Here is a 25,926-nt window from a genome sequence, read left to right as displayed (position 1 = left end):
TTTAATTACACACTTTGCGGGATAGTGTCGGGTTTAACTTTTATTAAAATTGAATAATTGTCTGACTACATATGCTAAAAACCTATAACTAAAACTCTGAAGTAGCTTCTCTTAACCCCGATTTATGCAGTAGAACTTCGTACTAGGCTAAAACTACAATAAACCAAAAAGAGACCTTCTAGAAGGCCTCTTTTTCTTTGTAATATTTAATATACTAACTCTGACTGACTTTTATTCTTCTGTATAATTCGTAGTTAGACTTAAGTCTTTTACTGCAACTGCTCCAAAAGACTCTGGCAACTCATCGCTATAGCTACTCCCCTTACAACTTGATAAGAACATATTTGATTGTGTATAACAACCTACTTTAAAATATCCAGTAGCATCTTCAGCTTCCCAAGTCTCTTCCCAAACATCTTCATCAGGTCTACTTTCATTTTCAATTCTACAAGTTATATCTCCATTATCCACAGTAACAGTAACTCGCAATTGCTCACCCAGTACATAAGGTAAAACATACTCTTTGGTTGTATCTTCATTTTGAGTAACATGCAATCCTTGACCATCTGATCTGAATTCTACTCTTAGAGGTTCGTCCTCAGGACCGTGAATCTGAACCATAGAAACTTCTGGTTTGTTTATTGGTAAGTTTACAGCTCTAACACGAACATCAAGATATTGATAATCTTGCATACTCCAATAATTACTTCCTCCTCCAGGTGTTTGTCTTAATTCACTTCTAGGGTAACTTGAACCACTTGTAGTTGCTCCTCCGCAATGCGCTTTAAAAATAACTTCGTCGCCGTTAACATAAAAATAATCTGAATAAGGACTAGGAATTTCTCCTGTAATATCCTTTATCTCATAAGCATTATTATTTCTATCATCGCAATCCGTACCAGTTTCTGAATCGGTTGCACTATCTTTTCCGCTAGCATCAAGTGGGAAGGTAATCTTCCATTCGCTCAAAGTATCCAAAATATCAGAAGGAATAGTTGCAGGATCCGTTTCTTCTTCTTCCTCTTCTTCATTTTCTTCCTCCTCTTCTTCTGTTTCCTCTTCTTCTTCTTCTGTTTCCTCTTCATTTTCTCCATCACCAGTAGAATCATCATCGGTATCTCCTCCTCCAACAATTTCTGTATCCTCATCCTCTTGAGGAAGTTCCTCGTTAGAACAAGCTATCGACAATAAAAAGAATGACAGCACAAGTAATATAGCCGTTAAATCAAATAAATTTTTTCGGATTTTAAGCAGTAAAATTTCCATAGGTTTAGTTATCAATAATTTATAATTTAGGGACTCTAAAAAATTGGTTAACCAAATTGGTCAACCAATTTAGGCGCAAAAATAAGATATTTATTAAAATCTAACAAATTCAACCCCAAATACTATGTTATCTTAATGTAAAATATCACCTAAACTACTTTCTTTTTACTTACATAAAAGTACTATACCATAAAATACGTTGTCAAAGTTCCCAATCTATATGATCACCTATCATGGGTTTATATTTTAGAAACTTTTTCTAAGGCTTGCTCTAAATCCCAAATTAAATCATCAGCAGACTCCACTCCTATCGATAAACGTATTAATGAATCCGTAATATTCATTTGACATCGTTGTTCTTCATCAACACCTGCGTGGGTCATTGTTTTAGGATGTTCTGCCAGACTCTCTGTACCTCCTAAGCTTACAGCTAGTTTTAGCAACTTTAAGTTATTCAAAAATAAAAAGGCTTCCTTTTCTCCTCCTCTTATATCAAAAGAAATCATAGCACCTGGAGCCGAACATTGCTTCTTAAAAACCATATAATCTTCTGTTCCTTCCTTTAATAACCCCAGATAATAAACTTGTTTTATTTTTGGATGTGTACTCAAATAGTCCGCGATACGTTGCGCATTTTTTGTTTGTTGATCCATTCGAACTTTTAATGTTTCTAAACTTCTAAGTAGTAACCATGCGGTATGTGGACTTACCATATTTCCTAAAAAAGTACGCAATGTCTTTACTCTAGTCATTAATTCGGCATTTCCCAAAACTGCACCGGCTATAAGATCACTATGTCCACCTATATATTTTGTAGCAGAATATAATACGATATCCGCTCCACATTGCAGAGGGTGCTGCCACAATGGTCCCATATATGTATTATCGACTGCTAATAATGGTTTTCTATCTTCACTCTCAAATTGTTTTGCTATTTGACTAAACTTCTTAATATCAACGATATGATTGGTAGGATTAGCTGGAGTTTCTAAATAGATCATAGCTAGCTTATTTGCTTTACCCGAATCCTGAATCATTTGTACAACCTCATTTACATCCTGATTTGGCATAATCCCTAAAGTATGCACTCCTATTTTATCTAAAAAATGATGTATAAAATGATTGGTTCCTCCGTATAGCGGATTACTATATACCAATAAATCACCGGGACTCAAAAATTCTAGCAGAACTGTACTAATGGCAGACATTCCACTCTCAAATACAGCACAACCATCGGCCTTATCCCAAAGTGATAATCTATTTTCTAATATTTCTAGATTAGGATTATTAATTCTGCTGTAGATCAGCCCCAATTCCTCTTTAGGAGATTTCTCTCTAATACCGTAAGCTAGTTCAAAAAACGCTTTTCCTTCTTCTGCAGTTTTAAAAACAAAAGTAGAGGTTTGAAATATAGGACACTTTATTGCTCCCTCTGATAACTCAGGTTTATAACCGTAGGTCATCATTAAGCTTTCTGGATTAAAATCATGTTTTTTCATTTTATAAAAATACAGACAAAAGAATAAAAATCTGTTTAATATATTAATAATAGAATAATATTCTTATTTATGGTTTTATAAATAATTTATTTCCTAAATTACCTTCCTTTATGAGCATAAATAGAAAAAAAATATGGATATCATAGATCGATCAATATTACTTTTAATACAAAAAGATGGAAAAATTACAATTAAAGAAATTGCAGAAAGATTAAACCTAACGACCACTCCAATTTTTGAACGTGTAAAAAAATTAGAGCGTGATAAGTATATTACATCATATAAAGGTCATATAGATAGAAAAAAAGTAGGACTACAATTAATCGTATTTTGTAATGTAACCCTTAACCTACATCAGACGGATTATTTAAAAAAATTCGAAAGAGATATCCAACAATTCCCTGAAGTTGTAGAATGCTATCATATTGCAGGAGAATTTGATTATTTGCTAAAAATCTATGCTCAAGACATGGAATATTACCAAGATTTTTTATCCAATAAATTGGCTTCTTTAAAGAACATTTCAAAAGTACAGAGCTCATTTGTAATGACTGAAGTAAAGGAATTTTCATATTTACAAATCCCATAACTTCTACTATAAACTTTATATAATAATAGCCAAAGTAACCTTATCGCCAAAACTTTTAATCACAAGTAATAAATGTTATAAACCTTTCATTTATTCTCTCCTTTTTTTGTCTCTCCTATTTATGTCTCAATACCTTATTCTCGCAATACGCAGGTAATATGTTACTCTAAATAATGGATACAGTATCACACAAAAAATAACGTTGATGTAGATTTGTCTATCTCAAAATTTAATGGATAAAATAAAGCTTAACAAAAGATTTAGAATTCAAACATTACTTTTGAAAACTCAACTCATAAATCATAGTAACATGAATATAAAAGACGCCAAAGTTTTGATAACCGGAGGTAATTCTGGTATCGGAAAAGCAACTGCAAAAGTATTAAAGGACAAAGGTGCCCAGGTTGTTATTTCTGGAAGAAATGAGACAACACTTTCGGCAGTAGCACGAGAACTAGAGGTTTCATACATAAAAGCAGATGTAACCAACGAAGAGAATGTAAAAAAAATGGTTCAAGAAGCTAAGAATAAAATGAACGGACTAAATGTTCTTATTAATAATGCTGGATATGGCTATATGTCAAAACTAATAGATATCGAAGCGAATAAGTTCACGGATCAATTTAAAACAAATATTTTGGGAGCAGCATTATGCGCCAAAGAATCAGCAAAACATTTTGTAAACGAAGAATACGGAAATATAATCAATATTGGCTCTACGGCATCGCTTAGCGGATTTCCGTCAGGATCACCCTACGTAGCGACCAAATTTGCCTTGAGAGGAATGACAGAAAGTTGGAGAAATGAGTTGCGACCGCATAATATTAGAGTAATGCAAGTAAACCCAAGCGAAGTAATGACCAATTTTGCACAAAATCGCGTTGACGGAACATCACAAGAAAAAATGTATACCGAAGCTGAACAACAAACAAAATTAAGAGGAGATGAAATAGCGCATACCATTACAAGTCTTTTAGAAATGGATGATCGGGGTTTTATTACTGAAGCAACTATTTTTGCAACAAACCCAAAAGTATAATTAGTGATGATTTTTGATCCATACACATTTTATCTACTGGTAATATAGGCATGTGTGTGGATCTAAATAATGCTGTAGAAATAATAGTCCGTATCTACCCCATTATTTTTACCAAAAGTTCTTTTAGAATATCTCCCTGAGGAAGGCTTACTGCTCCCACTCCTTTACTTTTTACATCTGCATCTCTCAATACACCAATAATCTGACTTACTTTTTTCATAGGATAATAACGAGCCGCTTCAGAATAGTCCTTAACAAAATAAGGGTTAATTTTTAAGGCACTTGCTACATTTCTAGGTGATTTATCAGATAAACCGTGGTATTGTAATACCTGAGAGAAAAAGCCATACAGCAATGAGATCGTAACAACCAAAGGATTATCCTTAGGGTTTTGCGCAAAATAATTAATTATTTTGTGTGCTTTCACGATGTTTCCCGTACCAATTGCTTTTCGTAATTCGAAATTATTAAAATCTTTGCTAATCCCAATATTTTCTTCAATATCATCGGCAGTAATTGGCGACCCCAGTGGTATAATCAACTTTAATTTTTCTAATTCATTATTGATCTTACTAAGATCAGTTCCCAAAAACTCTACTAACATCTGAGCAGCTTTGGGTTCAATAGTATACTTAGCACCAGAAAGAACGCGTCTTATCCAATCAGCAACTTGATTTTCATACAACTTTTTTCCTTCAAAAATGACTCCATTTTTGGCAATAACCTTGTATAACTTTTTACGCTTATCAATTTTCTTATATTTATAACAAACAACTAACACCGTTGTTGGTTGAAAATTTTCAGCATAATCTGCAAGCTTCTCGATAGTCCTTGATAATTCCTGCGCTTCCTTAACAATAACAACTTGTCGATCTGCCATCATTGGGTACCTTTTGGCATTAGCCACAATATCATCTATCGTTACATCACGACCATACAGTACCATCTGATTAAACCCTTTTTCTTCTTCGGCTAAAACATTTTTATCAATATACTCAGAAATTCTATCAATATAATAAGGTTCTTCACCCATTAGAAAATATATTGGTTTTATATTTCCTTTTTTTATATCGCTTACTATTTGTTTTACTTCATCCATTCAGAAAAAATCATCAAATTTGTTCGAACTCTTATTGTAAGTATTTTTTGGATTGAAAAATATGTTGGTTATCATCATAAACCATAATTCATTCAAAAAAATAACAGTAAAGGGTAAAATGATCATATAAACAGGGAATTATAAACAATTAATCAGAGTTCATAATGCAAAAGCTTAACTTTCCCGAGTATCAATTCAGGCTCAAAAGTAGCGAAAATAAAGTTTCTATTTTTGACAGAATTCGTAAAAAATTTATCATACTTACTCCAGAAGAATGGGTAAGACAACATACCGTAAACTACTTAATTTCAGAAAAAAAATACCCTGAAAGCTTAATTAATGTAGAAAAAGCACTACACCTAAATGGGATGACAAAACGTTACGATATCATAATTTTCAACCCAAACGGAAGTATTTATCTAATTGTAGAGTGTAAATCTTCTAAGATAAAAATAACACAATCCGTTTTTGATCAAATAGCTAGATATAATCTTGCCCTTGATGCTGAATATCTTATGATCACCAATGGTATGAACCATTATTATTGTCAGATGAGTTATAAAGATGAAAAGTATACATTCCTAGAAGATATTCCTGAATATAAAAAATAAAACCCCTTACTTTGTATTAGTGAATATTGCTATTGTCATATTAAATTGGAATGGAAGATCCTTACTAGAAGAGTTTCTACCATCGGTAACCGAATATTCAAAGGAAGCCATCGTCTATGTTGCAGATAATGCCTCTACCGATACTTCTATTTCTTATGTTAGAAAACATTTCCCTGAAGTAAAAATTGTTGTAAATAAAAGTAATGGAGGGTATGCCAAAGGATATAACGACGCACTATCCAAAATTGACGCCGATATATATTGCTTGCTTAATAGTGATGTCGAGGTAACAAAAAATTGGCTTGTGCCTATTCAAAATGCTTTTCTAGGATCAAATAGAATTGCCGCAATACAGCCAAAAATTCTAGATTACAAGAAAAAAACACACTTTGAGTATGCCGGTGCAGCAGGCGGCTATATAGATCGATTAGGATATCCTTACTGTAGAGGTAGATTATTTGAAACTATTGAAGAAGATACTGGGCAGTACAATGACTCTGTTCCCATATTTTGGGCAAGTGGTGCATGCTTATTTATAAGAAAAGTAATATTCGAAGAAGCAGGAAAGTTTGATGAAGATTTTTTTGCGCATCAAGAAGAAATTGATCTTTGTTGGCGTATTCATAACCTTGGGTATTCTATTCATTATATAGGCGAATCAGTTGTATATCACTTGGGAGGAGCAACACTCAATGCTATGAATCCTAAAAAAACATTTCTTAATTTTAGAAATAGTTTGTTTATGCTTCTCAAAAATGCTCCAGGTAATAGTCTCTGGTTTTTAATTCCTATTCGTATGACATTAGATGGGCTGGCGGCTACTCGATTTATAGTTCAAGGAAAAACATCACATTTCTCAGCAATTTTTAAAGCACACATGAGCTTTTATGCGAATTTTGTTAATTTTGTTAAGAAACGCCAAAAACTTTCTAAAACGGGGAAATATTATTCGTTTTTTTCCGTTGTATGGCAGTATTTTATTAAAAAAAATAAACATTTTAATCAATTATAACGAGATATAATAAATTATTGTTAAGACTTCGTAGGAGTACGTCACATTTTTAATAATTTTGAGTTATATAACCACAACAGTACATAAAACACATTTCTAATGAAAAAAGTAATGATTATTGGGGCTTCATTTGCCATCCTGTTATCTTCATGTGTATCACAGAAGAAATATGCAGAATTAGAAGCCAAAAGCAAAAAAACGGAAGATCTTTTAAATTCTGCAACTGTAAAATTAAATACTTGTCTTGAAGAAAAAGCCGGGTCTACTTCTCAGTTAAAAGTATTACAAGATCAGGTGTCGAATCTAAAAAATCAGAACTCTGCCTTATTAAATAATGTTGGAAATCTAGCTACGTTGTCCACAAAAGAAGCAGAAAACCTTGAAAAATCTTTAGAAAGTATCAAGGAAAAAGACATGCAGATAAAAACGATGCAGGATGCATTGACCAAAAAAGATTCTGTTACATTGGCACTTGTAACAAGCCTTAAAGGAGCTCTAGGAAATCTTGCTGATGAAGATATAGAAATTAATGTTGAAAAAGGAGTTGTATATGTCTCTATATCTGACAAACTTTTATTTAAGAGCGGAAGCTATAATGTATCTTCTAGAGCTAGAGAAGTACTAGGTAAAGTTGCCAAAGTAGTAAACGATAAGCCAGATATTGAATTTTTGGTAGAAGGACACACTGACAATGTACCCATTAAAAACAAGGTGCTTCTAGACAATTGGGATCTAAGTGTAAAACGAGCTACTGCAGTAGTTAGAGTATTGCAAAATGATTTCAAAGTAGATCCAAAACGTATGACAGCAGCAGGAAGAAGTTATTATGTTCCGATTGCAGAAAATACAACAGCAGCTAATAAAGCAAAAAATAGACGAACAAGAATTGTTGTATTACCAAAACTTGATCAGTTTTATAATATGATCGAAGATGGAATGAAAAAAGCTTCTCAAGGAGGTAATTAAGATAAAAATAATTCCTATTTACAAGTACAAAGGGATGTCATTATTGACATCCCTTTTTTTATTATATCATATCGCATCAATATAAGCATAGAATATTTTGGTGTTAAAAAAATACTAATATCTTTGTTAACAGAACTAACCTAAATTTTTTATAATGAAAAAACTTTTGTCTACGGCCATGCTTCTACTATGCATAGCATCCGCAAAGTCTCAATCCTATATGGGGTTCCTTACTGACAATTATAGTGGTGTACATAGTGTACTTAGTAACCCAGCCAATATTGCCGATTCACGATTTAAAACTGATATTAACCTAGTTGGAGTTAGCGCATTTATAGGTAATGATTACTTCGGTATTACCTATAGTGATATTTTTGATGACAATTATGATATCGAAGACGATGCCAGCACGTTTCCTGATGAAGAAAACAATGTACTGGGAAACATTGATATTCTTGGTCCGGCATTTATGTTTAATCTAAATGAAAAAAGTGCCATTGCTGTTTTTTCTAGAGCACGAGTTTTTTATAATGTAAGTGCTATTAACGGAGAAACCATAGAAAGCATTGAAGATAATTTTGATGTTAATGAAGATTTTTCTGTAAATGAAGGAGACGCCTTTATTAGTGCTAATGCATGGGCAGAAATAGGTCTTACCTACTCTCGAGTACTTATGAATAAAGAGCAACACTTTCTTAAAGGAGGTATTACGCTAAAATATTTGCAAGGACTTGGTAATGCGTATGCCTCTGGAAACAACTTATCCATAGATTACGATAATGATGGTATCTCAGTCCCAATTATTGGATCAGTAGGAAGTGTAGAAACTACCGGGCAAGTAGCCTATGGCTATAGTGAGAACCTCGAAAACGCAGATGATGATTTTGATGCAAGTGATTTCGAATCTGTTGCGGGTGCTTCAGGTTTTGGCGTAGATCTTGGAGTTGTTTATGAGTGGAGACCTGATCATCAAGATCATACATTTTCTGATAGCAAAGGGAATACTTATACATATAAAGACATTAACAAATATAAATTAAAGTTTGGTCTCTCTCTTACCGATATCGGATCGATTAATTATAAAGATGGAGTCGAAGAACGATATGATGTTGCTAATACACTAGATCAGGATACTTTTGAGAGTATAGAAGACTTTGATGATATTGAGAATTTTTATACAACACTAGATCCAGGAGACGCAGAAAAAGCAATTTTACCAACTGCTCTGCATCTCACAGCTGATTATAACATCAATAATAAGTTCTACGTAAACCTAAATAGTGATATATCACTTACAGCCAAAAATAAAATTAACAGGAGTAGAATTGCCAATGTTGTGGCCCTTACGCCAAGATTTGAGAGTAAATGGTTTAGTTTTTATTCTCCATTGAGTCTTGTACAGCATAGCGGATTTCAATGGGGAGCAGGATTACGTGCTGGTCCTTTGTACCTTGGTTCAGGATCCATTGTATCTGCCCTAATTGGTAGTGAATTAAAAGCAGCAGATGTCTATTTAGGTCTTAAAGTACCAGTGTATCAAAACAGGCCAAAAGATAAAGACGGGGATGGAGTATTAGATAAAGTAGATGAATGCCCAGAAACAAAAGGACCTGAAGAAAATTTTGGTTGCCCATGGCCTGATACCGATGGAGATACCGTACTAGATAAAGACGATACCTGTCCTGAAGAAGCTGGAGAAGTAGAAAATAACGGATGCCCATGGCCTGATAGTGATAGTGACGGTATATTAGATAAAGATGACACCTGTCCTAAAATTGCAGGACCAGAAGAAAATGGAGGATGCCCATGGCCAGATACCGATGGTGATAGTATTTTGGATAAAGATGATAATTGTATTGACATACCAGGAACTGTAGCAAATAACGGATGCCCCGAAGTTACAGAAGAGGTGCAAAAGACGCTTAATGAATACGCAAAAACTATACTATTTGATTCAGGAAAATCTTCTATCAAAGAAGAATCTAATCAAGTACTTAAAGATATAATTGGCATTCTTAAAGAATACGCTACAGCCAAATTTACTGTAGAAGGACATACAGATAGTGCCGGAAGCAGCGCATCAAACCAGCGACTATCAGATTCTCGTGCGAATGCAGTAAAAAATTACTTAACAGAAAACGGAATCGATCCTTTTAGACTTTCTGCTATCGGATATGGCGAAGATAGACCTATAACCTCTAACAAAACCAGAGCCGGAAGATCTCAAAACAGACGTGTAGAAATTAATCTTGTAAAAGAATAGAAGGTACAAATCCATCTGTCATCATTAAAAAAAGACCTGTAAAACTAAGTTTTACAGGTCTTTTTTTGGTATTCATATCACCAAAATTCTATCTCATTCAAATATTTGAATTACAGTGGTGATACCAATTATGAATTAAACACGCTTTATGCAGTAGAACTTCGTAATGAGGCTCAGAATTTCAATACACACTGTAACACTTGCTTGTTTTCTGTATAGCACCGTTATATTGATTACACTAAATGCGGTAAAGCGCCAATGTTTGCAATAATTTTGGTTAGTAACAGATTTCCCATTGCATAAAATGGGTTACATGTCAGTATATTAGAAAAAATAAATTGCAAAAATGAGTATATTTAAAATACGAGACGAATTCTATAAAATTTTTAATATGACGTACTATAGGATTATTGTTGTTAAGAGAATCATTACTATCTCTATATTCTTATGTGGTACCTTGTCATATAATGTATCTGGACAAGAAATAAAAAAACATCAATGGAAAAATAGAGTCATTCTTTTGTTAACAGATTCTTTCGAAAATAAAACATTCTTACAACAGAAGAAAGAGTTAGCTAAATACAAGGATGATCTAAAAGCTAGGAAACTATTGGTATACGAAGTATCACCAGCACAATACACCCTCATGTTTAACAGAAAACTATGTAAAACAAGACCATCATTCTATGATACCTATACGAATAAAACTTTTTCAAAAATCATTTTGATAGGATTAGACGGAGATATAAAAATGAAAAGCAGTTCTTTTACAAAAGCCATAGACATTTTCAAAACCATTGACCAAATGCCAATGAGACGCAATGAATTAAGAACAAGAGACTTTTAAAATATATCTAGCGATACAGATATAGTATCTAAAAAAAAAAATCAGACCGTCCTAATGAATTTATATAACATAGATTATTTCAAATAATCTAGAACATTTTGCTCTATGCGCTTATCAATATCAGAAACATCTCCTTTTACAAAAGGAGCACCAGTAATATTCTCATACAATTCGATATAGCGTTCTGAAACCGATTGTATATATTCATCTGTCATTTCAGGAATCTGCTGTCCTTCTTTTCCCTGAAAACCATTACTAATCAACCACTGTCTCACGAATTCTTTAGACAACTGCTTTTGTGCCTCTCCGTTATTCTGTCTCTCCTGATAACCATCAGCATAAAAATAACGAGAAGAATCAGGAGTATGAATTTCGTCAATCAAAACGATCTCACCATCTTTTGTTTTTCCGAATTCATATTTCGTATCTACAAGAATCAAACCTCTGTTGGCAGCTATTTCTGTTCCTCGATTAAAAAGTGCATGTGTATATTGCTCAAGAATAAGATAATCTTCTTCGGTCACAATTCCTTTTGATAGAATTTCTTCTCTGGTTATATCCTCATCATGTTCACCATTATCTGCCTTTGTAGAAGGGGTTATAATAGGTTCAGGAAATTTGTCATTCTCTTTCATTCCATCAGGCATGTCAACTCCACACAACACCCGTTTTCCTGCGCTATACTCTCTTGCTGCATGTCCCGAAAGATACCCTCTAATCACCATTTCTACCTTAAAAGGTTCGCAAAGGTGACCTACTGCAACATTAGGATCAGGAGTTGCAATCAACCAGTTGGGCACCAAATCTTCGGTTTCTTTCATCATTTTGGTTGCAATCTGATTCAGTATCTGTCCCTTAAAAGGAATTCCTCTTGGCATAACAACATCAAATGCAGACAAGCGATCCGTTGCAATCATAACCAATGATGTATCATCTATATTATACACCTCTCTCACTTTTCCCTTATAAACTGACTTTTGGTTAGGGAAATTATAATTTGTATCTATTATTGTATTCATTGTGAAGGTTTCAGGCTTTCATTTTTACTACCAATCGTACTAAAAAACCAAAACTATTTATCCATTTCTATTTTCAATATCCTTGTAAGCTGCAATTACTTTTTTAACGAGCTTGTGACGAATTACATCTTTATCATCAAGGTATACAATACCAATTCCTTGTACACTTTTTAATATCAGTAATGCTTCTTTTAGTCCCGAAGTAATTCTTCTTGGCAAATCTATTTGTCCTGGGTCTCCTGTAATGATAAATTTTGCATTTTTTCCCATACGCGTTAGGAACATTTTCATTTGTGCATGCGTTGTATTTTGCGCTTCATCAAGGATAACAAATGCATTATCAAGAGTTCGCCCTCGCATAAATGCCATAGGTGCAATCTGTATCACTCCTTTTTCTATAAAACTATCTAGTTTTTCATTAGGAATCATATCTCTCAATGCATCATACAAAGGTTGCATGTACGGATCTAGTTTTTCTTTAAGGTCTCCGGGCAAAAAACCAAGGTTCTCCCCTGCTTCTACTGCCGGACGTGTAAGAATAATTCTACGTACTTGTTTTTCTTTAAGCGCTTTTACTGCTAATGCTACGCCCGTATATGTTTTACCTGTACCCGCTGGCCCAATAGCAAAAACCATATCATTTTTATTGCAAGCTTCTACCAATTTACGTTGATTAGCGGTTTGAGCCTTAATCAACTTCCCTCCTACACCATGAACGAGTGTTTCTCCACTATTTGCAGAAGTCTCATAATCGGCTTTACTTTCACTTGTCAAAATTCGTTCAATAATATTTTCATCCAATTTATTGTACTTACTAAAATGTTCTAGAAGCATATTAAGACGAACATCGAACTCCTCGAGCATATCTTCATCCCCATACACCTTCATCTTACTACCTCGGGCTACTATTTTTAATTTCGGAAAGTATTTCTTTAATAACTGAATATTACTATTCTGAAGTCCGAAAAATTCTCTCGGATTTATTTCTGTTAGTTCAATGATAAGTTCGTTCAAAAGCTATACGAATTTTAGTATGATTTTTTTTTAGGATTGACTAAGTTTGTCAAAGTCATTATTGGGAAACAAAATAAGAATTAAAAATAGATTAAAGGTATCTAAACCATTACAATATCAATATAATATAGATATAGTTGTAATGAGTGATAGCTACTGATTTTTAAATAATTTAGGTATCCAAACAAAAACTTTAAGTAACTTAAGAACAAATTTACATTTTTTTAAGTGCTTATAACCAAAAAAAATCAACAATTCTCTAACATGCCAATTATTACCTTAACAACAGATTTCGGAATCAAAGATCATTTTGTATCTGCTGTAAAAGGGGCTATTTATACAGAACTGCCAGACGCAAAAGTTGTTGATATATCGCATGAGATTTCTCCGTTTCACATAACAGAGGCCGCATATATTATTCAAAATGCTTACAAAAGTTTCCCAAAAGGAACCATTCATATCGTAGGTATTGATAGCGAGCTTAATCCAGAAAACAAACATATTGCAGTACTTCTTGATGATCATTATTTTATTTGTGCTAATAATGGATTAATCTGCTTAATAACATCAGAATTCAATCCAGAAAAAATTGTTGAAATCAATATTCATGAGGCTACAGTATCTAATTTTCCTGTATTAGACGTTTTTGTAAATGTTGCCTGTCATATTGCACGCGGCGGAACATTAGAAGTAATCGGCAAGCCTATTACAGAGATCAAAACCATTACGGGTATGACTCCCATAATTAATGTAGGAGGATCACAGATTGTTGGAAGTATCATATACATTGATAATTACGGAAATTTAATCACCAATATTACCCGTAAGCTATTTGAAGAGGTAGGAAAAGGAAGACGTTTTAAAATTGCTGCCCGTACTGCCGTATTCGAAAAAGTATATACACGATACAGTGATGCCATTAACTTTGACATCGAAAAAAGCAAACGCGAAGAAGATGGTAAAAAACTAGCTATTTTTAATTCGTCAGGATATTTAGAACTAGCTATTTATAAAAGTAATCCCAAAACTGTTGGCGGTGCCTCGAGTCTTTTCGGACTTTATTACCGTGATACCGTTAGTATAAGTTTTGAGTAATGATATAATGTGTTATAAAATTTGGGCGTTCGAGCGGGCTATTCATTACAATTCCGCGCACTTCGTTCCTCAGGCTGTGGGATTTTCATTACTATCCCTAACGCTTTTATATATGAATACTAAATAAACTTTGTAGCTTTACATATTTTTGAAAATAAATGTTATGATTATACGAATCGTACGAATGGGATTTATACCCGATCAAATCAATGCTTTTTTAGAAAATTTTGAACAAAACAAAGAGAAAATACGTCATTTTGAAGGATGTACCCACTTAGAACTTTTGCAAGATACACATCAACCTAATCAATTTTTTACCTATAGCCATTGGGAATCTGAGACACATCTCAATAACTATCGCAACTCTGCGTTATTCAAAGGAGTTTGGGCAAATACCAAAAATAAATTCAATCAAAAACCCGAAGCATGGAGCATGACTCAAGCTTCTGATATATAACCGTATTATTTTACTATACAAAAATCCTATACCTAATTTATAACTATGTTCGCATTAGTAAAAAAAGAAATTAACACCTTTTTCTCCTCAGCAGTAGGGTACTTAGTCATTGGTATATTCTTTCTCCTCAATGGACTCTTTTTATGGGTTTTCAAAGGACAGTTTAATATTCTTGATAGTGGGTTTGCAGATTTATCACCATTTTTTCAAATTGCTCCATGGATATTATTATTTATCATCCCAGCCGTAACCATGCGGAGCTTTGCAGAAGAAAAAAAACAAGGTACACTTGAGGTATTACTAACCAAACCCATAAAAGTCTGGCAATTAGTACTTGGCAAATACCTAGGTGCGCTATCCCTTATTATTATTGCCTTGATACCAAGCATACTCTATATAATCGCAATCTATCAACTTGGTAATCCTATTGGTAATCTTGATATGGGTGTTATTCTGGGATCTTATATAGCATTACTTGTATTATCAGGATTATATGTTGCTATTGGTATATTCTCATCCTCAGTAACCAATAACCAAATTGTAGCCTTCTTGCTTGCATTATTCTTGTGTTTTGTTCTTTATTTTGGGTGTACAGAATTGGCTCAAAACAACTTTTCAGGAACTTTTAATTCCTGGATCGAATACATCGGTATGCAATTACATTACGAACGAATAAATAAAGGCATATTAGACACTAGAGACATCTTCTATTTTTTGAGTGTTACCATACTCTTCTGTGCCTCAACCTGCATCGTTCTCAAAAAAGGCAGCGTACAACAAAAATTAAAGCCAATAATACTCACGGTAATTGTTTCTATTGTCATCATGAGTGTTAGTAACATACAATATAAGCGTTTCGATCTAACACAAGATAGCCGTTTTACTCTTTCTGAAGCTACAAAAAACCTAGTTCAAGAAGCCATAAAACCCATTTTAATCGATGTATTATTAGAAGGAGATTTCCCCTCAGAATTTAGACGTCTTCAATCAGAAACCAAGCAACTTCTAGAAGAATTCAATACGCTAAATCCGAATGTGCAATACATATTTACCAATCCCCTAGAGGAAGAAGAGTTGCGATTGCAAACTATAGAGGAGCTCCAAAAATTCGGACTTACTCCTATGGAAGTTAGTGTTCAGGAAAGCGGAAAAACACAGATCGAAACAGTCGTACCATGGGCAATCTTAAGTTATCACGATAAAAGCGTAAAAATACCTTTGATAAAGAATACAATAGGTGCTACCTCAGAAGAAAGAGTACTTAATTCTGTGCAGCAGTTAGAATATGTTTTTGCCGATGGACTGACAAAACTTTTACATCCCAAAAAACATAAAATTGCGGTGCTTAAGGGCAATCAACAATTACCCGATGCAAATATTGCTGATTTCATAAAAACCCTGCAAGACTATTACTATGTTGGTGCTTTTACATTGGATTCTGTTGCTGATAACCCACAAAAAACATTGCAGGAATTACAAAAATTCGACCTGGTTATTAATGCCAAACCCACCACACCGTTTTCCGAAAAAGAAAAATACGTTTTAGATCAATTTATTATCGAAGGTGGTAAATCCCTGTGGCTACTAGAATCTGTGCGTATGGAGATTGATAGCCTTATGAACCCCGAAGGCACTACCGTAGCTTTGGTACAGGATCTAAGACTAGGAGATGCCTTATTTTCGTATGGAGTACGACTTAATCCCGTTTTGGTAAATGATCTGTATTCGGCTCCACTTGTTTTAGCATCAGGACAAGGCAACGATACTCAGTTCACCCCATACCCTTGGTTTTATGCTTCTCTAACAAAAAGTACCAGCAATCATCCGATCGTCAAAAATATAGAATCGGTAAAATTTGATTTCTCCAATCAAATAGATACCATAGCAAATAATATCAATAAAACAATACTCCTTACCAGTTCTGATAAAACAAAACTAGATGGCGTTCCTAAAGAAATACGACTAGATATTATTCGCCAAAAACCTGATATGACAAGTTATAAAGAAGGACCACAACATCTGGCGGTACTACTAGAAGGAAAATTTAAATCTGCCTACAAAAATAGAATCAAACCTTTTAAAATTGATACACATAAGGATGCGGGTAAAGAGACAAAAATGATTGTAATAAGCGATGGTGATGTCATTAAAAACCAAACGCGTAAAGGGCAACCCATCCCTTTGGGATACGATCCTGCAATGAACCTACAATACGGTAATAAGGAGTTTTTACTAAATAGCATCAATTATTTACTCGATGACTCTGGGCTTATTGAGGTACGCGGTAAAGAAATTAACATCCCTTTTCTTAATATAGAAAAAGTAGTCAATACTAAAACAAAATGGCAAATCATTGTTATTATTGTTCCTCTTTTAATACTCGGATTGTTTGGTTTTCTATTTTCATGGATTCGAAGAAAAAGGTATCGTAGAAGTAAATAATCGTGTTTTATTTTAAGTGTTTAAGCAAATATATCAGTTAGAATACATACAAATTAGTTCTATTATTGATCATGGCTCCCCTATTTATTAAAATTGGGTAACATACATGGTGAATTAATAATCATATAAAATTGCTTGTAGTAATACACAAGGGATTTAAAAAAAGGGAAGACTACAACTATTTTTTTAAATAAAATACCCTGAAAACAGGGGGAGCCACCTATCCCTTTTTTGATATTTTTACCAATTACTGCATACTCACCAATCACCACAAATAAATAACAAATGATAAAATATTTAAGCTATTCGATAATTGCAATTTTTGGTATTATCACACTTTCATGTTCAATTGAAGAACAAAACTATTTAGAAGAAGAAGTACAAATATTTACTGATCAAAACGAAATCGCTATTCAGACTAAAGAACTTCCAGATCCTGTACCTTCTCATAAAATTAAAGATATTAACAACAACATATCTACCAAAGATGATGTATTCGGTACTGAAGTCGGTGAACAAGTTTGGTATAACGTTTTAAGTCACCGCACTTCATTTCATCGAAATGGCGATATTATCGAAGAAAAAAATATACAAGGTGAAACCGAAATCATTTTTACTTTTGAGTGGGAGGATGATAGCTTTATCTACGTTCTCGATAGCAATAGAGATTTATACCTAGCGCTACCTAAGTGGTATCCTGGATTAAAAACTCATGCGTATTGGTCAGTCGATTTAAATGGTAATTGGAATCTTTGGCAAGAATTTCAATATTATATACTTGTTGGTGATGAGTGCGATTCAGATACAGAACCTCCAACGATTGATCCTTTTTGTACTCCGAATAATAGCGGGGGGTCGACCTGTAAATGGATTACATCAAGAAGTACTTCATTTCCTACGACAGTAAAAGATCATAGATTTGCTTTAACATTTTGGTATAACCTAAAAGATAATTGTGACACCTACCTTACCATAAGACAAAACCCTCCTCCTGGAACTATAATAGAAGAACCAAAAACTATAACAATTTCCTATGACATTATTGACAATCAAGGAAATGTACTTAGGACATCCCATGCTAATGTATTTGAAAAAATTGCTTTATAGCCTAGATAAATAAGATCAAAGCAAAAATTCATGATGAACGAATAGAAATTTGCAAAGGAGGTTTAACAATAGAATGAAATATTTTAAAAAAAAATGAAATCTTCATTTACTGATATTTTTTATACTATTCTTTTAGGTTTAGACGGTTCTACTTCAATTGGAAGAATACAAGAAATGTATGACTTAAAAGATGAGAATGGAAATCAGTTAAGTGGAGAAATAGAAGGATATGCAGATAAATGTTTTCAGGAGAAATGATAGGGTTTGATAATATAAAAGATAATTTAGTTGACCTAAATGATTTTCGATTAAAATGGAGATTCAAGGGTACAAAGTACAATCTTTTACCTGATGAACATTTAGAGCAATTAAAGCCTTTAAACGAAGGTGCTTCAAACTTTTTGTGGAATTACATTATGACTATTGATTTACACAAAGACACACCATTCAGAAAAGATTTTTTCAAATCCGTTGATAAAGCAAAAATATCTGATGAAAATGAATCTGAAATAAAAAAATGGTTCTATCAGAGAGGCTTTCCTTTTGAGAAAGAAGTTTACCTCTCTTGGCAAAAAACCCAGTATTAATTGGGACTTGGAAAGATGCTTCTTGGGCAATCAAGTTTTATGAAAAACATGGCTTCCGGTTATTGTCTGATGAGGAAAAAAACAAATTGTTGAAAATTTATTGGGCTATCCCCGAAAGACAAGTTGAAACGTCAATCGTTTTGGCAAGCGAAAATTGGAAAAATAACTGACTTCAAAATTAAACTTAAAAAACGTAGCACAAAAATGACTATAATTAATATGAGTTTTGATGCTTAACCCAAAAATTTGAGCTTAAAACTAAGTCCACCAAATCTTTTTGATTTGGCTTAATAACAAAAAATTAAAACAAAATAAAAAGTTTTGACTTAGTGCTTAATCGAAAGTTCACTACTTTTAGTTCCCGCACTAACCATAGCCGAAGCCGTTGTACCTAATTATATAAAATGAAAAAAATAATTATTATATCTCTTTTTATTCTTTTTTCTTGTTCTTCAAATAGCGACAAAATAATTACGGATCCAATTACTGGATTTACTCTAAATATAAAGGAAGAATACACTGAATTAAGTAAAAACGAACTATTAGAAAGGTTTTTAAGTAGCCATAAAGAAACTCTAGAATTTAAGGATATAGAATACGATAAAAAGGAATCAATAAAAGCTTATAATAATAGACCCGACACAATATTTTTACATGTTGAGAAAAATAATATGAACTATTTAGAAGCTAGCACCTTTCCTATTTATAAAGAGTATCAAAATGATCCACAAAAAGAAAAAGGATATGTTGATATGATGTACAACTACATTAAAGAAAATATGTTAATTGATATTAGATCCGAAAATTTAACCCAAGAGAATCTAAAAGAGGATGTAAAAGAAATTGATAAAAAAGATTTTCGACATTTTTCAATGGATATTTTTCGGAATGACAGTTTAATTGCAAATCAATCATTTTACATAGGGGCTGTTGATGAAGGTGTTGTATTTCTAAAAATAAGATCCTCACAAAACGACTTTAAACTAGACATAAATGAAAGTATTTTAAAAGCCAAAATAATAAAAAACTAGGTACAACAATGTGCAAAAAAACATATCAATATTTTGAAAAACAAATAATTATAGACTTTCTTTTCAAAGAACGCCAAATGTTTAATTTATTTACATTTAACTAAAAAACTAAACATAAAAATTAAAATTTGGCTCCATATTGAATCGAAAATCAGTACATACTTGCCCTACGTTTCACACACTGCACATCAAGTACAATTAACTCACTGTTAACATATTATTCTAAGCTACTCATATACATTTGAATTTATAACTTCAAAACTTATTTTCAAATGATTTCCAAAGTGACTTCCATACTTTCTGTTATACTTTTTGTATTTATTTCAAATAGTATTAATGCACAAGAGGTAACGAAAACTCATAAGGACTCCTTAAACAATGTGATAAAAAAATATTATGAGTTGAATGTTAAAATATTTCAGTCCAATTCGACTCTAGAAGATATTGATAACGTATTTGAGCTTTTCACAGCGGATTTTACCTATGTTCATCCAAAATATGGTGGAACTTATACACGAGAAAAGTTATATAATGGATATATTAGGAATCAAAAAAACGGTGGATACGACGGAACAGTAACGGATATAGAAATAGTAAATAAAATTATTGGACTAAATGCTGTTGTCACTCAAAAAAGATTTATTGAAAATAAAAATGGTGAGATAAAAAAAGGGAAAGCAGAAATGACTCTTTTCGAATTCAAAAATGGGAAAATATCTCGAATTTTTGAATACTGGTAATAAACTATACCCAACAATTGTAACTGTTTCACAACTCATGATCTTGTAAACGGCTTTGATTCTTGCATTTGAACAAGTCATAAACACCTGTCTATTAAAGTTAAAAAGATTTATTGAAAATTTTATTTAGTGTTGATTTTTAAAATAGGTATTTGTGCAACAAGCACAACCTATAATCATCATAGCAACAAAGAAATTTACCTACAACCATAAGCTCATTAACGAGCCTATCATTGCATTCTCAGAGAGTGATTTATGGAATCCTTTTGATAATAATGACAATGGGATTTTGACCGCAGGGAAAATTGAAAACCTCAGAATTACAGTTAAAAGTAACGCACGAAATTTTCTGCGATTACAAACGATCCTGGAAGCAGTATCAAAAATCAAGGAAAAGAGTACTCGAAGTTAAGAATGGATGATATTGAACATCGTTTTATTTGGTATTTGATATAAGGTGTGACCCGAAATGTTAGCTGATTTACATTATCGCAAAAGCTTTTACTTGTGTTAATATCAACAAAAAAGAATAAAAATTGAGCGTTTTTAAAAAAAACCAACCAAACATTAAATAACTGACTAACAACACTATAAATTAACATTAGTCAGGATTTTAAATAGACTAAAAAAACAGAATGTAACATCTTCTGAAATTTGTAATCTTTAGTTCAAATAGTTAGCACATGAAATATTTATTGAAACTTGTATTTTTATGTTTGGGACTAAATCTATCGGCCCAAACAGTTAACATAAATGTTGACACGTTAAAAAACAAAATATCAGAATTAGCAATACTAGAAATAGAGAATTCTAAAGCGCCATCATTACAAATAGCAATAAGTTTAAAGGATAGTTTACTATTGAACGAAGGGTATGGATTAGCTGATATTGAGAATAACGTCCCAGCAACAAGACATACTAAATATAGAACAGCATCGGTCTCAAAATTATGGACAGCTTCTGTAGCCATGATACTGGTAAACAAAGGTGTCTTGAATCTTGATTTGCCAATTCAAGAGTATTGCCCTAATTTTCCGAAAAAACCTTTTGATATTACAACCAGACAATTACTTACCCATACAAGTGGTATTCGTTCTTATATCGACCTAGAGGAAGAATTAAAAGGTGCAAAAACAACGGATGATAGTTTAAAAATAAGAAATAGATATAATAAAGAAGTATTAGGTAAATTTACTAGGTACACCGAAATAGGAAAAGTTCTTGACAATTTCAAGAATGACTCACTTATTTTCAAACCAGGGACGGATTGGCACTATTCTTCGCAAGGTTATCGTGTGCTGGCTTGTGCACTTGAAGGAGCGTCGGGTTTAACCTATCAACAACTTACGAAACAGTATATTTTTGAACCCACTTCAATGAACAATACCTTTGAAGATGATTCATGGGCAATTATTCCGCATCGAGCCTCAGGGTATCGTATACAAAGAAACAACCCCATCCGTAGAGCGAACATGCGTGATGTAAGTGAAAATTTGCCTGCCAGAGGACATTTGACAACGGCTTCAGATTTGATCCTGTTTGCAAATGCATTCTTAAATCAACATTTTTTTTCTACCGAAACAATTCAATTAATGTCTTCTACCTATTTAAAAGGTGACGAGAATAGCAATGAAAAAATACCAGAATGGCGCTTTGCTATACCCAATAAAGAAAACTATGGTTATGGAGTGATGATATTTCCTTCAGAAGACACAAAAAGATTTGGGCATACCGGTAGGCAAGCAGGAGGTTCTGCTATTTTGGTTTTAATACCCCAAAAACAACTATCAATTGCTATCTTAACCAATGTAAAAGGATGGAATGGCTATTTGAGTTTTACAAAAAAAATTGAAGAGGTTATAGCCAAAATGCTAACCCAATAAAATGAACAAACAACAATGTAAAAGCTACATTAAAAAACCGCTTATTCTAAACCTTATATACAATACTCAAACATTCATATGTATTCAAGAAAACGCATTCAATAAAAGAAATATAACATTAATAAAGCTGATGAAAAGAAAAACTTTATAATGAAACATAATTATAAAAGAACTATTACTGATACAGACTATACTAAGATTCCTGAAAAATATAATTCAACATTCAATTATATTTATAGTGATGGGATTAGAAAATTTACACTGCCTCTTACATTTAATAATGTAGATAAAAAAAATGTAATCATTGCCAATGACAATTACCTCATATTCAATATAGAACGTGAGTACAAATTATTAGCTTGGTTTTACCCAATATTTCCTGGCTTACTTCTTCTTGCATTTCTTTTACCTTTATTTAATGTAGAAGAAGAAACTCCATTTTATGCATGGGTTTGGATTTTTACATTTAGCACTATAATCATAGGAATATTGGTCTATCAATACAAAAGACCAAAAAAAGAATATATTTTTGATAGATTGAATGGAGTAATTACATTTCCCGATTATGCTTGGAAAACAAATAATACAATGCCTTTTGAAAAAATTATGTGGTCTGCTATTAGTACAAAAGGTTCTAAAGGCGGAGGAACCTATTTTCCTAAATTAGCAATTAGAAGCCCTAAGACATTTTTTTATTTATTTACGAGTATGATTTATTTTCATAAAATAGGAAAGGACTATTTATCAAATAGTCATCAATATAAAGACGAACTTTCCTTATTAATATGGTATATGGATAAAAATCGACCCTTACCACCTGGAGATATATTTGATGAATTTAGAGAAAAGGATTTTGAGCGTAGAAAGGCGAATGGATTTCCAAAACCTTTGTTTCCTTATAGTCATACAACTACCAATAAACATGAAATTAAAGGTACATCCTCTAAACAGTTACCGCCTTCTACTCCTGAAAGCACTCCAGAACAGCAATCTGAACGTCAACGCATCGGAGGATGGTAAAAAAACAATATGCGCACAACAATACCTATTTTTAATGCAGATTACCGTGTGAGCCGAAATGCCGAATGATTTACATGTTCGTAGAAGCTTTTTTTCTTATTTTTAACTACAAACTAAAACACAACTAAAGCTTTTACTCGTGCTAGCTTGAAATTTGCTAAATTTCTTCACGGTGCTAATCATAGTCCAGCTGTTAGCTGTAATTTAAAAACTCACATTATGAAAGACAACATATTAGTAATATTACTAATGCTTGCCATAGTTTCTTGCAACGAAAAGAAAACAAAATCATCAACCGACAATCCAAAAACTGAAATTATGGATACCCAAAAAAGCTATAAAGGAACAGGAAGCATAACCCAAGGCTTGGCAGAAACAAAAATAGAAAGTCTTCTAAGTTCTAATCAGAAAGGCAGCAGAATTGCTGCTGTTGGCGAAATTAAAAGTACTGATGGAAATATTTGGACAGTTCCCGGAATTACTAATTTCAATACTGCACCAAAGGCATTTGACTTGTACAACGAAAATAGCAGTACAACCCCAAGTAATCTATCTGAAGTAGATTTAGATGCTGTCCCTGTTTCAGAAATTGATACCGACGGAGAGATTATTACGGGTTATATTTTTGCCGACAACTATTTTGAATTATATATTAATGGCAAACTAATCGCAATTGACCCGGTTCCATTCACACGTTTTAACTCAAACGTTGTGAAATTTAAAGTAAAAACACCTTATACAATTGCTTTAAAACTAATCGATTGGGAAGAAAATCTAGGTTTAGGATCTGAAAATAATAGAGGTAAGAACTTTCATCCGGGAGATGGCGGTTTTATAGCAAGTTTTAGTGACGGAACAGTTACAAATAACAAATGGAAAGCACAGACATTTTACACAGCACCGATAAGTGATTTAAGTTGTTTAAGCGAAGTTGGAGAAAAAAGACTTTCAGCAAACTGTAGTACCGATGGAGTTGATGACGGAACCAATTTTTATGGTGTACATTGGAAAATTCCGGAAAACAGCTTTAAGGCAGATTTTGATGACAGCCAATGGCCAAATGCAACAACTTATACAGAAGAAGTAATAGGCGTTAAAAACAAAAAAGCATATATGAACTTCATAGAAAAATTTAGTGGCGCTGGTGCCGAATTTATCTGGTCAACTAATGTCGTTTTGGATAATGAAGTTATTGTTCGGTTTAAAGTGGAATAAAAACACTTTGGCTAACAAGAGTGTTTTTTGGAATTCAATTTGGAGATTTAGGAAAAGAAGATCAAGAAATGCTCTTAACTGTATCAGAAAAATTAAATTCACCCAATTGGCATAACAAATTATTGAAGAACTCGAATTAAAAAAACATACATTGTCGATATATTACATATGCTCCTTCAAGAAGTAAACGTACTATACAATGAACATTATCCATACTTTAAAAATGCCATATGAATAACGAAATAATTGAAGAAAAAAGTTGGTGGAAACGGAATTGGAAGTGGTTTTTTCCGCTTTTAAGTTTCATTTTGATCTCGATAGTTTTGTTTTTCTCTTCTGGAATGGGAGGACATATGACTCACTTTGCTCAAGCATACGTAGATACCGAACTTTATGAAAATGCAATAAAAAAAGCGCAATTAAATAAAAAAGTGACTAATGTATTAGGAGAATTAGAGCCAATAGATAATTTGGCAATTTTAGAAGGGGAAGTTCATTATTTTAATGATAATAAATCAGTTGATTTATCTATCCGTGTTAAAGGAAGTAAAAGAAAAGCTTCTATGGACATAGCTGCTGACAGAATAAACGGAGAATGGAATTATAGAAAAATTAATATCCGAATTAAAAAGCCAATTGAGGAAAAACAAACGATTGAAATAATTAAACAATCAGAGTAAAGTGCAGTGCTAGATCAAAAAGGTCATTTTCTTTCTGCAATAGCGCTTGATTTTATAAATTGAATAAGAAATAAAAATAGGCAGATAAATCTACTGCTTAAGGTATACTTGCCTTGCTCGGATTCATATCTATAGAGCTGTAGCTCGGTATTGAAAACTAATTAAATCTATAACCCAAACTTTTGTCATCAATCAATATTTCAATTTTAGAAACAATTTCTCTTGTAGCTACATTTCATTGCTTAGTTTTAAGCTTAGTAATTCTATTTTCCAAATTTTTTAGAAGTAAAAACAATAAGTACTTAGGGTTTACCTTACTAATTATCGCTGTTGTTGGTATTAATAATTGGTTTTGGGATATCGGTTACAATCCTAAGATAATTAATTTTCTGGATTTATTTCTTTGGCAATTTTTATATCCAACAACATTTTTTATCTTCTTTTA

At 32.7% G+C, this 25,926-nt stretch carries 25 protein-coding genes; 20 read left to right on the top strand and 5 right to left on the bottom strand.

Going from position 1 to position 25,926, the window contains the following annotated elements:
• Positions 1–231 precede the first annotated feature (231 nt).
• The gene (locus tag DZ60_RS24385) at positions 232–1,266 is read right to left on the bottom strand and encodes a polysaccharide lyase family 7 protein (protein ID WP_025743152.1); all 1,035 of its coding nucleotides are present in this window, start codon (positions 1,264–1,266) and stop codon (positions 232–234) included.
• 239 nt (positions 1,267–1,505) lie between these two features.
• On the bottom strand, positions 1,506–2,765 hold the full coding sequence (locus DZ60_RS0116570) for a cystathionine gamma-synthase family protein (protein ID WP_025743151.1): 1,260 nt from the start codon (positions 2,763–2,765) through the stop codon (positions 1,506–1,508).
• Between the two features lie 133 nt (positions 2,766–2,898).
• Here DZ60_RS0116570 and DZ60_RS0116565 point away from each other — a divergent pair, with 133 nt between their 5' ends.
• Together DZ60_RS0116565 and DZ60_RS0116560 are read left to right on the top strand one after the other, a co-directional pair.
• The gene (locus DZ60_RS0116565) at positions 2,899–3,354 is read left to right on the top strand and encodes an Lrp/AsnC family transcriptional regulator (RefSeq protein ID WP_025743150.1); all 456 of its coding nucleotides are present in this window, start codon (positions 2,899–2,901) and stop codon (positions 3,352–3,354) included.
• A 310-nt stretch (positions 3,355–3,664) separates the two neighbouring features.
• Entirely contained in the window at positions 3,665–4,393 is a 729-nt protein-coding gene (locus DZ60_RS0116560; RefSeq protein WP_025743149.1) for an SDR family oxidoreductase, read from the top strand.
• Between the two features lie 94 nt (positions 4,394–4,487).
• On the opposite strand, the gene holA is transcribed toward DZ60_RS0116560, so the two are convergent.
• Positions 4,488–5,492: a DNA polymerase III subunit delta gene (gene holA, locus DZ60_RS0116555; RefSeq protein WP_025743148.1), complete on the bottom strand. Its 1,005-nt coding sequence runs from the start codon at positions 5,490–5,492 to the stop codon at positions 4,488–4,490.
• Positions 5,493–5,656: 164 nt separating this feature from the next.
• On the opposite strand from holA, the gene DZ60_RS0116550 reads away from it, so the two are divergent.
• The 5 genes from DZ60_RS0116550 (at position 5,657) to DZ60_RS0116525 (ending at position 11,191) form a co-directional block, all read left to right on the top strand.
• Positions 5,657–6,103, top strand: a complete 447-nt coding sequence (locus tag DZ60_RS0116550; protein ID WP_025743147.1) for a type I restriction enzyme HsdR N-terminal domain-containing protein — start codon at positions 5,657–5,659, stop codon at positions 6,101–6,103.
• A gap of 19 nt (positions 6,104–6,122) precedes the next feature.
• Entirely contained in the window at positions 6,123–7,115 is a 993-nt protein-coding gene (locus tag DZ60_RS0116545) for a glycosyltransferase family 2 protein (RefSeq protein ID WP_025743146.1), read from the top strand.
• Between the two features lie 99 nt (positions 7,116–7,214).
• Positions 7,215–8,081 (top strand): OmpA/MotB family protein, encoded by an 867-nt coding sequence (locus tag DZ60_RS0116540; protein WP_025743145.1) that lies wholly within the window; start codon positions 7,215–7,217, stop codon positions 8,079–8,081.
• A 154-nt stretch (positions 8,082–8,235) separates the two neighbouring features.
• The gene (locus DZ60_RS0116535) at positions 8,236–10,344 is read left to right on the top strand and encodes an OmpA family protein (protein WP_025743144.1); all 2,109 of its coding nucleotides are present in this window, start codon (positions 8,236–8,238) and stop codon (positions 10,342–10,344) included.
• Between the two features lie 346 nt (positions 10,345–10,690).
• Complete coding sequence (locus DZ60_RS0116525) at positions 10,691–11,191, top strand: DUF4174 domain-containing protein (RefSeq protein WP_025743143.1); 501 nt, start codon at positions 10,691–10,693, stop codon at positions 11,189–11,191.
• Positions 11,192–11,265: 74 nt separating this feature from the next.
• Here the strand turns inward: DZ60_RS0116525 and DZ60_RS0116520 are convergent, their stop codons facing one another.
• Together DZ60_RS0116520 and DZ60_RS0116515 are read right to left on the bottom strand one after the other, a co-directional pair.
• Positions 11,266–12,210, bottom strand: coding sequence for a phosphoribosylaminoimidazolesuccinocarboxamide synthase (locus tag DZ60_RS0116520; protein WP_025743142.1), 945 nt, complete (start codon positions 12,208–12,210; stop codon positions 11,266–11,268).
• Between the two features lie 57 nt (positions 12,211–12,267).
• Positions 12,268–13,224, bottom strand: coding sequence for a PhoH family protein (locus tag DZ60_RS0116515; RefSeq protein ID WP_025743141.1), 957 nt, complete (start codon positions 13,222–13,224; stop codon positions 12,268–12,270).
• Between the two features lie 264 nt (positions 13,225–13,488).
• On the opposite strand from DZ60_RS0116515, the gene DZ60_RS0116510 reads away from it, so the two are divergent.
• The 13 genes from DZ60_RS0116510 (at position 13,489) to DZ60_RS0116440 (ending at position 25,481) form a co-directional block, all read left to right on the top strand.
• Positions 13,489–14,319, top strand: coding sequence for an SAM hydrolase/SAM-dependent halogenase family protein (locus DZ60_RS0116510; RefSeq protein ID WP_025743140.1), 831 nt, complete (start codon positions 13,489–13,491; stop codon positions 14,317–14,319).
• Between the two features lie 163 nt (positions 14,320–14,482).
• Positions 14,483–14,776 (top strand): putative quinol monooxygenase, encoded by a 294-nt coding sequence (locus DZ60_RS0116505; protein WP_025743139.1) that lies wholly within the window; start codon positions 14,483–14,485, stop codon positions 14,774–14,776.
• A 45-nt stretch (positions 14,777–14,821) separates the two neighbouring features.
• Positions 14,822–17,218 carry a gliding motility-associated ABC transporter substrate-binding protein GldG gene (gldG, locus tag DZ60_RS0116500; protein ID WP_025743138.1) on the top strand — a complete coding sequence of 799 codons (2,397 nt, stop codon included), beginning with the start codon at positions 14,822–14,824 and terminating at the stop codon, positions 17,216–17,218.
• Positions 17,219–17,503: 285 nt separating this feature from the next.
• Positions 17,504–18,325 (top strand): hypothetical protein, encoded by an 822-nt coding sequence (locus DZ60_RS0116495; RefSeq protein ID WP_025743137.1) that lies wholly within the window; start codon positions 17,504–17,506, stop codon positions 18,323–18,325.
• Positions 18,326–18,418: 93 nt separating this feature from the next.
• Complete coding sequence (locus DZ60_RS25295) at positions 18,419–18,583, top strand: hypothetical protein (RefSeq protein ID WP_161634436.1); 165 nt, start codon at positions 18,419–18,421, stop codon at positions 18,581–18,583.
• Complete coding sequence (locus DZ60_RS0116485) at positions 18,565–18,912, top strand: hypothetical protein (protein ID WP_025743136.1); 348 nt, start codon at positions 18,565–18,567, stop codon at positions 18,910–18,912. Before DZ60_RS25295 ends, DZ60_RS0116485 begins: the two co-directional genes overlap by 19 nt.
• A 404-nt stretch (positions 18,913–19,316) precedes the next feature.
• Entirely contained in the window at positions 19,317–19,943 is a 627-nt protein-coding gene (locus DZ60_RS0116475) for a hypothetical protein (protein ID WP_025743134.1), read from the top strand.
• A gap of 272 nt (positions 19,944–20,215) precedes the next feature.
• Positions 20,216–20,683 (top strand): nuclear transport factor 2 family protein, encoded by a 468-nt coding sequence (locus DZ60_RS0116470; RefSeq protein ID WP_034229957.1) that lies wholly within the window; start codon positions 20,216–20,218, stop codon positions 20,681–20,683.
• A 154-nt stretch (positions 20,684–20,837) separates the two neighbouring features.
• A complete protein-coding gene (locus DZ60_RS0116465; RefSeq protein WP_025743132.1) occupies positions 20,838–21,095 on the top strand; it encodes a hypothetical protein in 258 nt (85 codons plus the stop codon).
• A 271-nt stretch (positions 21,096–21,366) separates the two neighbouring features.
• Complete coding sequence (locus tag DZ60_RS0116460; RefSeq protein ID WP_025743131.1) at positions 21,367–22,566, top strand: serine hydrolase domain-containing protein; 1,200 nt, start codon at positions 21,367–21,369, stop codon at positions 22,564–22,566.
• A gap of 150 nt (positions 22,567–22,716) precedes the next feature.
• Positions 22,717–23,586 carry a hypothetical protein gene (locus tag DZ60_RS0116455; RefSeq protein WP_025743130.1) on the top strand — a complete coding sequence of 290 codons (870 nt, stop codon included), beginning with the start codon at positions 22,717–22,719 and terminating at the stop codon, positions 23,584–23,586.
• A gap of 219 nt (positions 23,587–23,805) precedes the next feature.
• Positions 23,806–24,801: a hypothetical protein gene (locus DZ60_RS0116450; protein ID WP_025743129.1), complete on the top strand. Its 996-nt coding sequence runs from the start codon at positions 23,806–23,808 to the stop codon at positions 24,799–24,801.
• A gap of 230 nt (positions 24,802–25,031) precedes the next feature.
• Positions 25,032–25,481 carry a cytochrome c oxidase assembly factor Coa1 family protein gene (locus DZ60_RS0116440; RefSeq protein ID WP_025743128.1) on the top strand — a complete coding sequence of 150 codons (450 nt, stop codon included), beginning with the start codon at positions 25,032–25,034 and terminating at the stop codon, positions 25,479–25,481.
• Positions 25,482–25,926 lie beyond the last annotated feature (445 nt).

The sequence above is a fragment of the Aquimarina pacifica genome, from assembly GCF_000520955.1.
Taxonomy (GTDB): Bacteria; Bacteroidota; Bacteroidia; order Flavobacteriales; family Flavobacteriaceae; genus Aquimarina; species Aquimarina pacifica.
The sequence above is the reverse complement of the archived record's forward strand: the minus strand, read 5'-3'. Positions and strand labels throughout refer to the sequence as shown.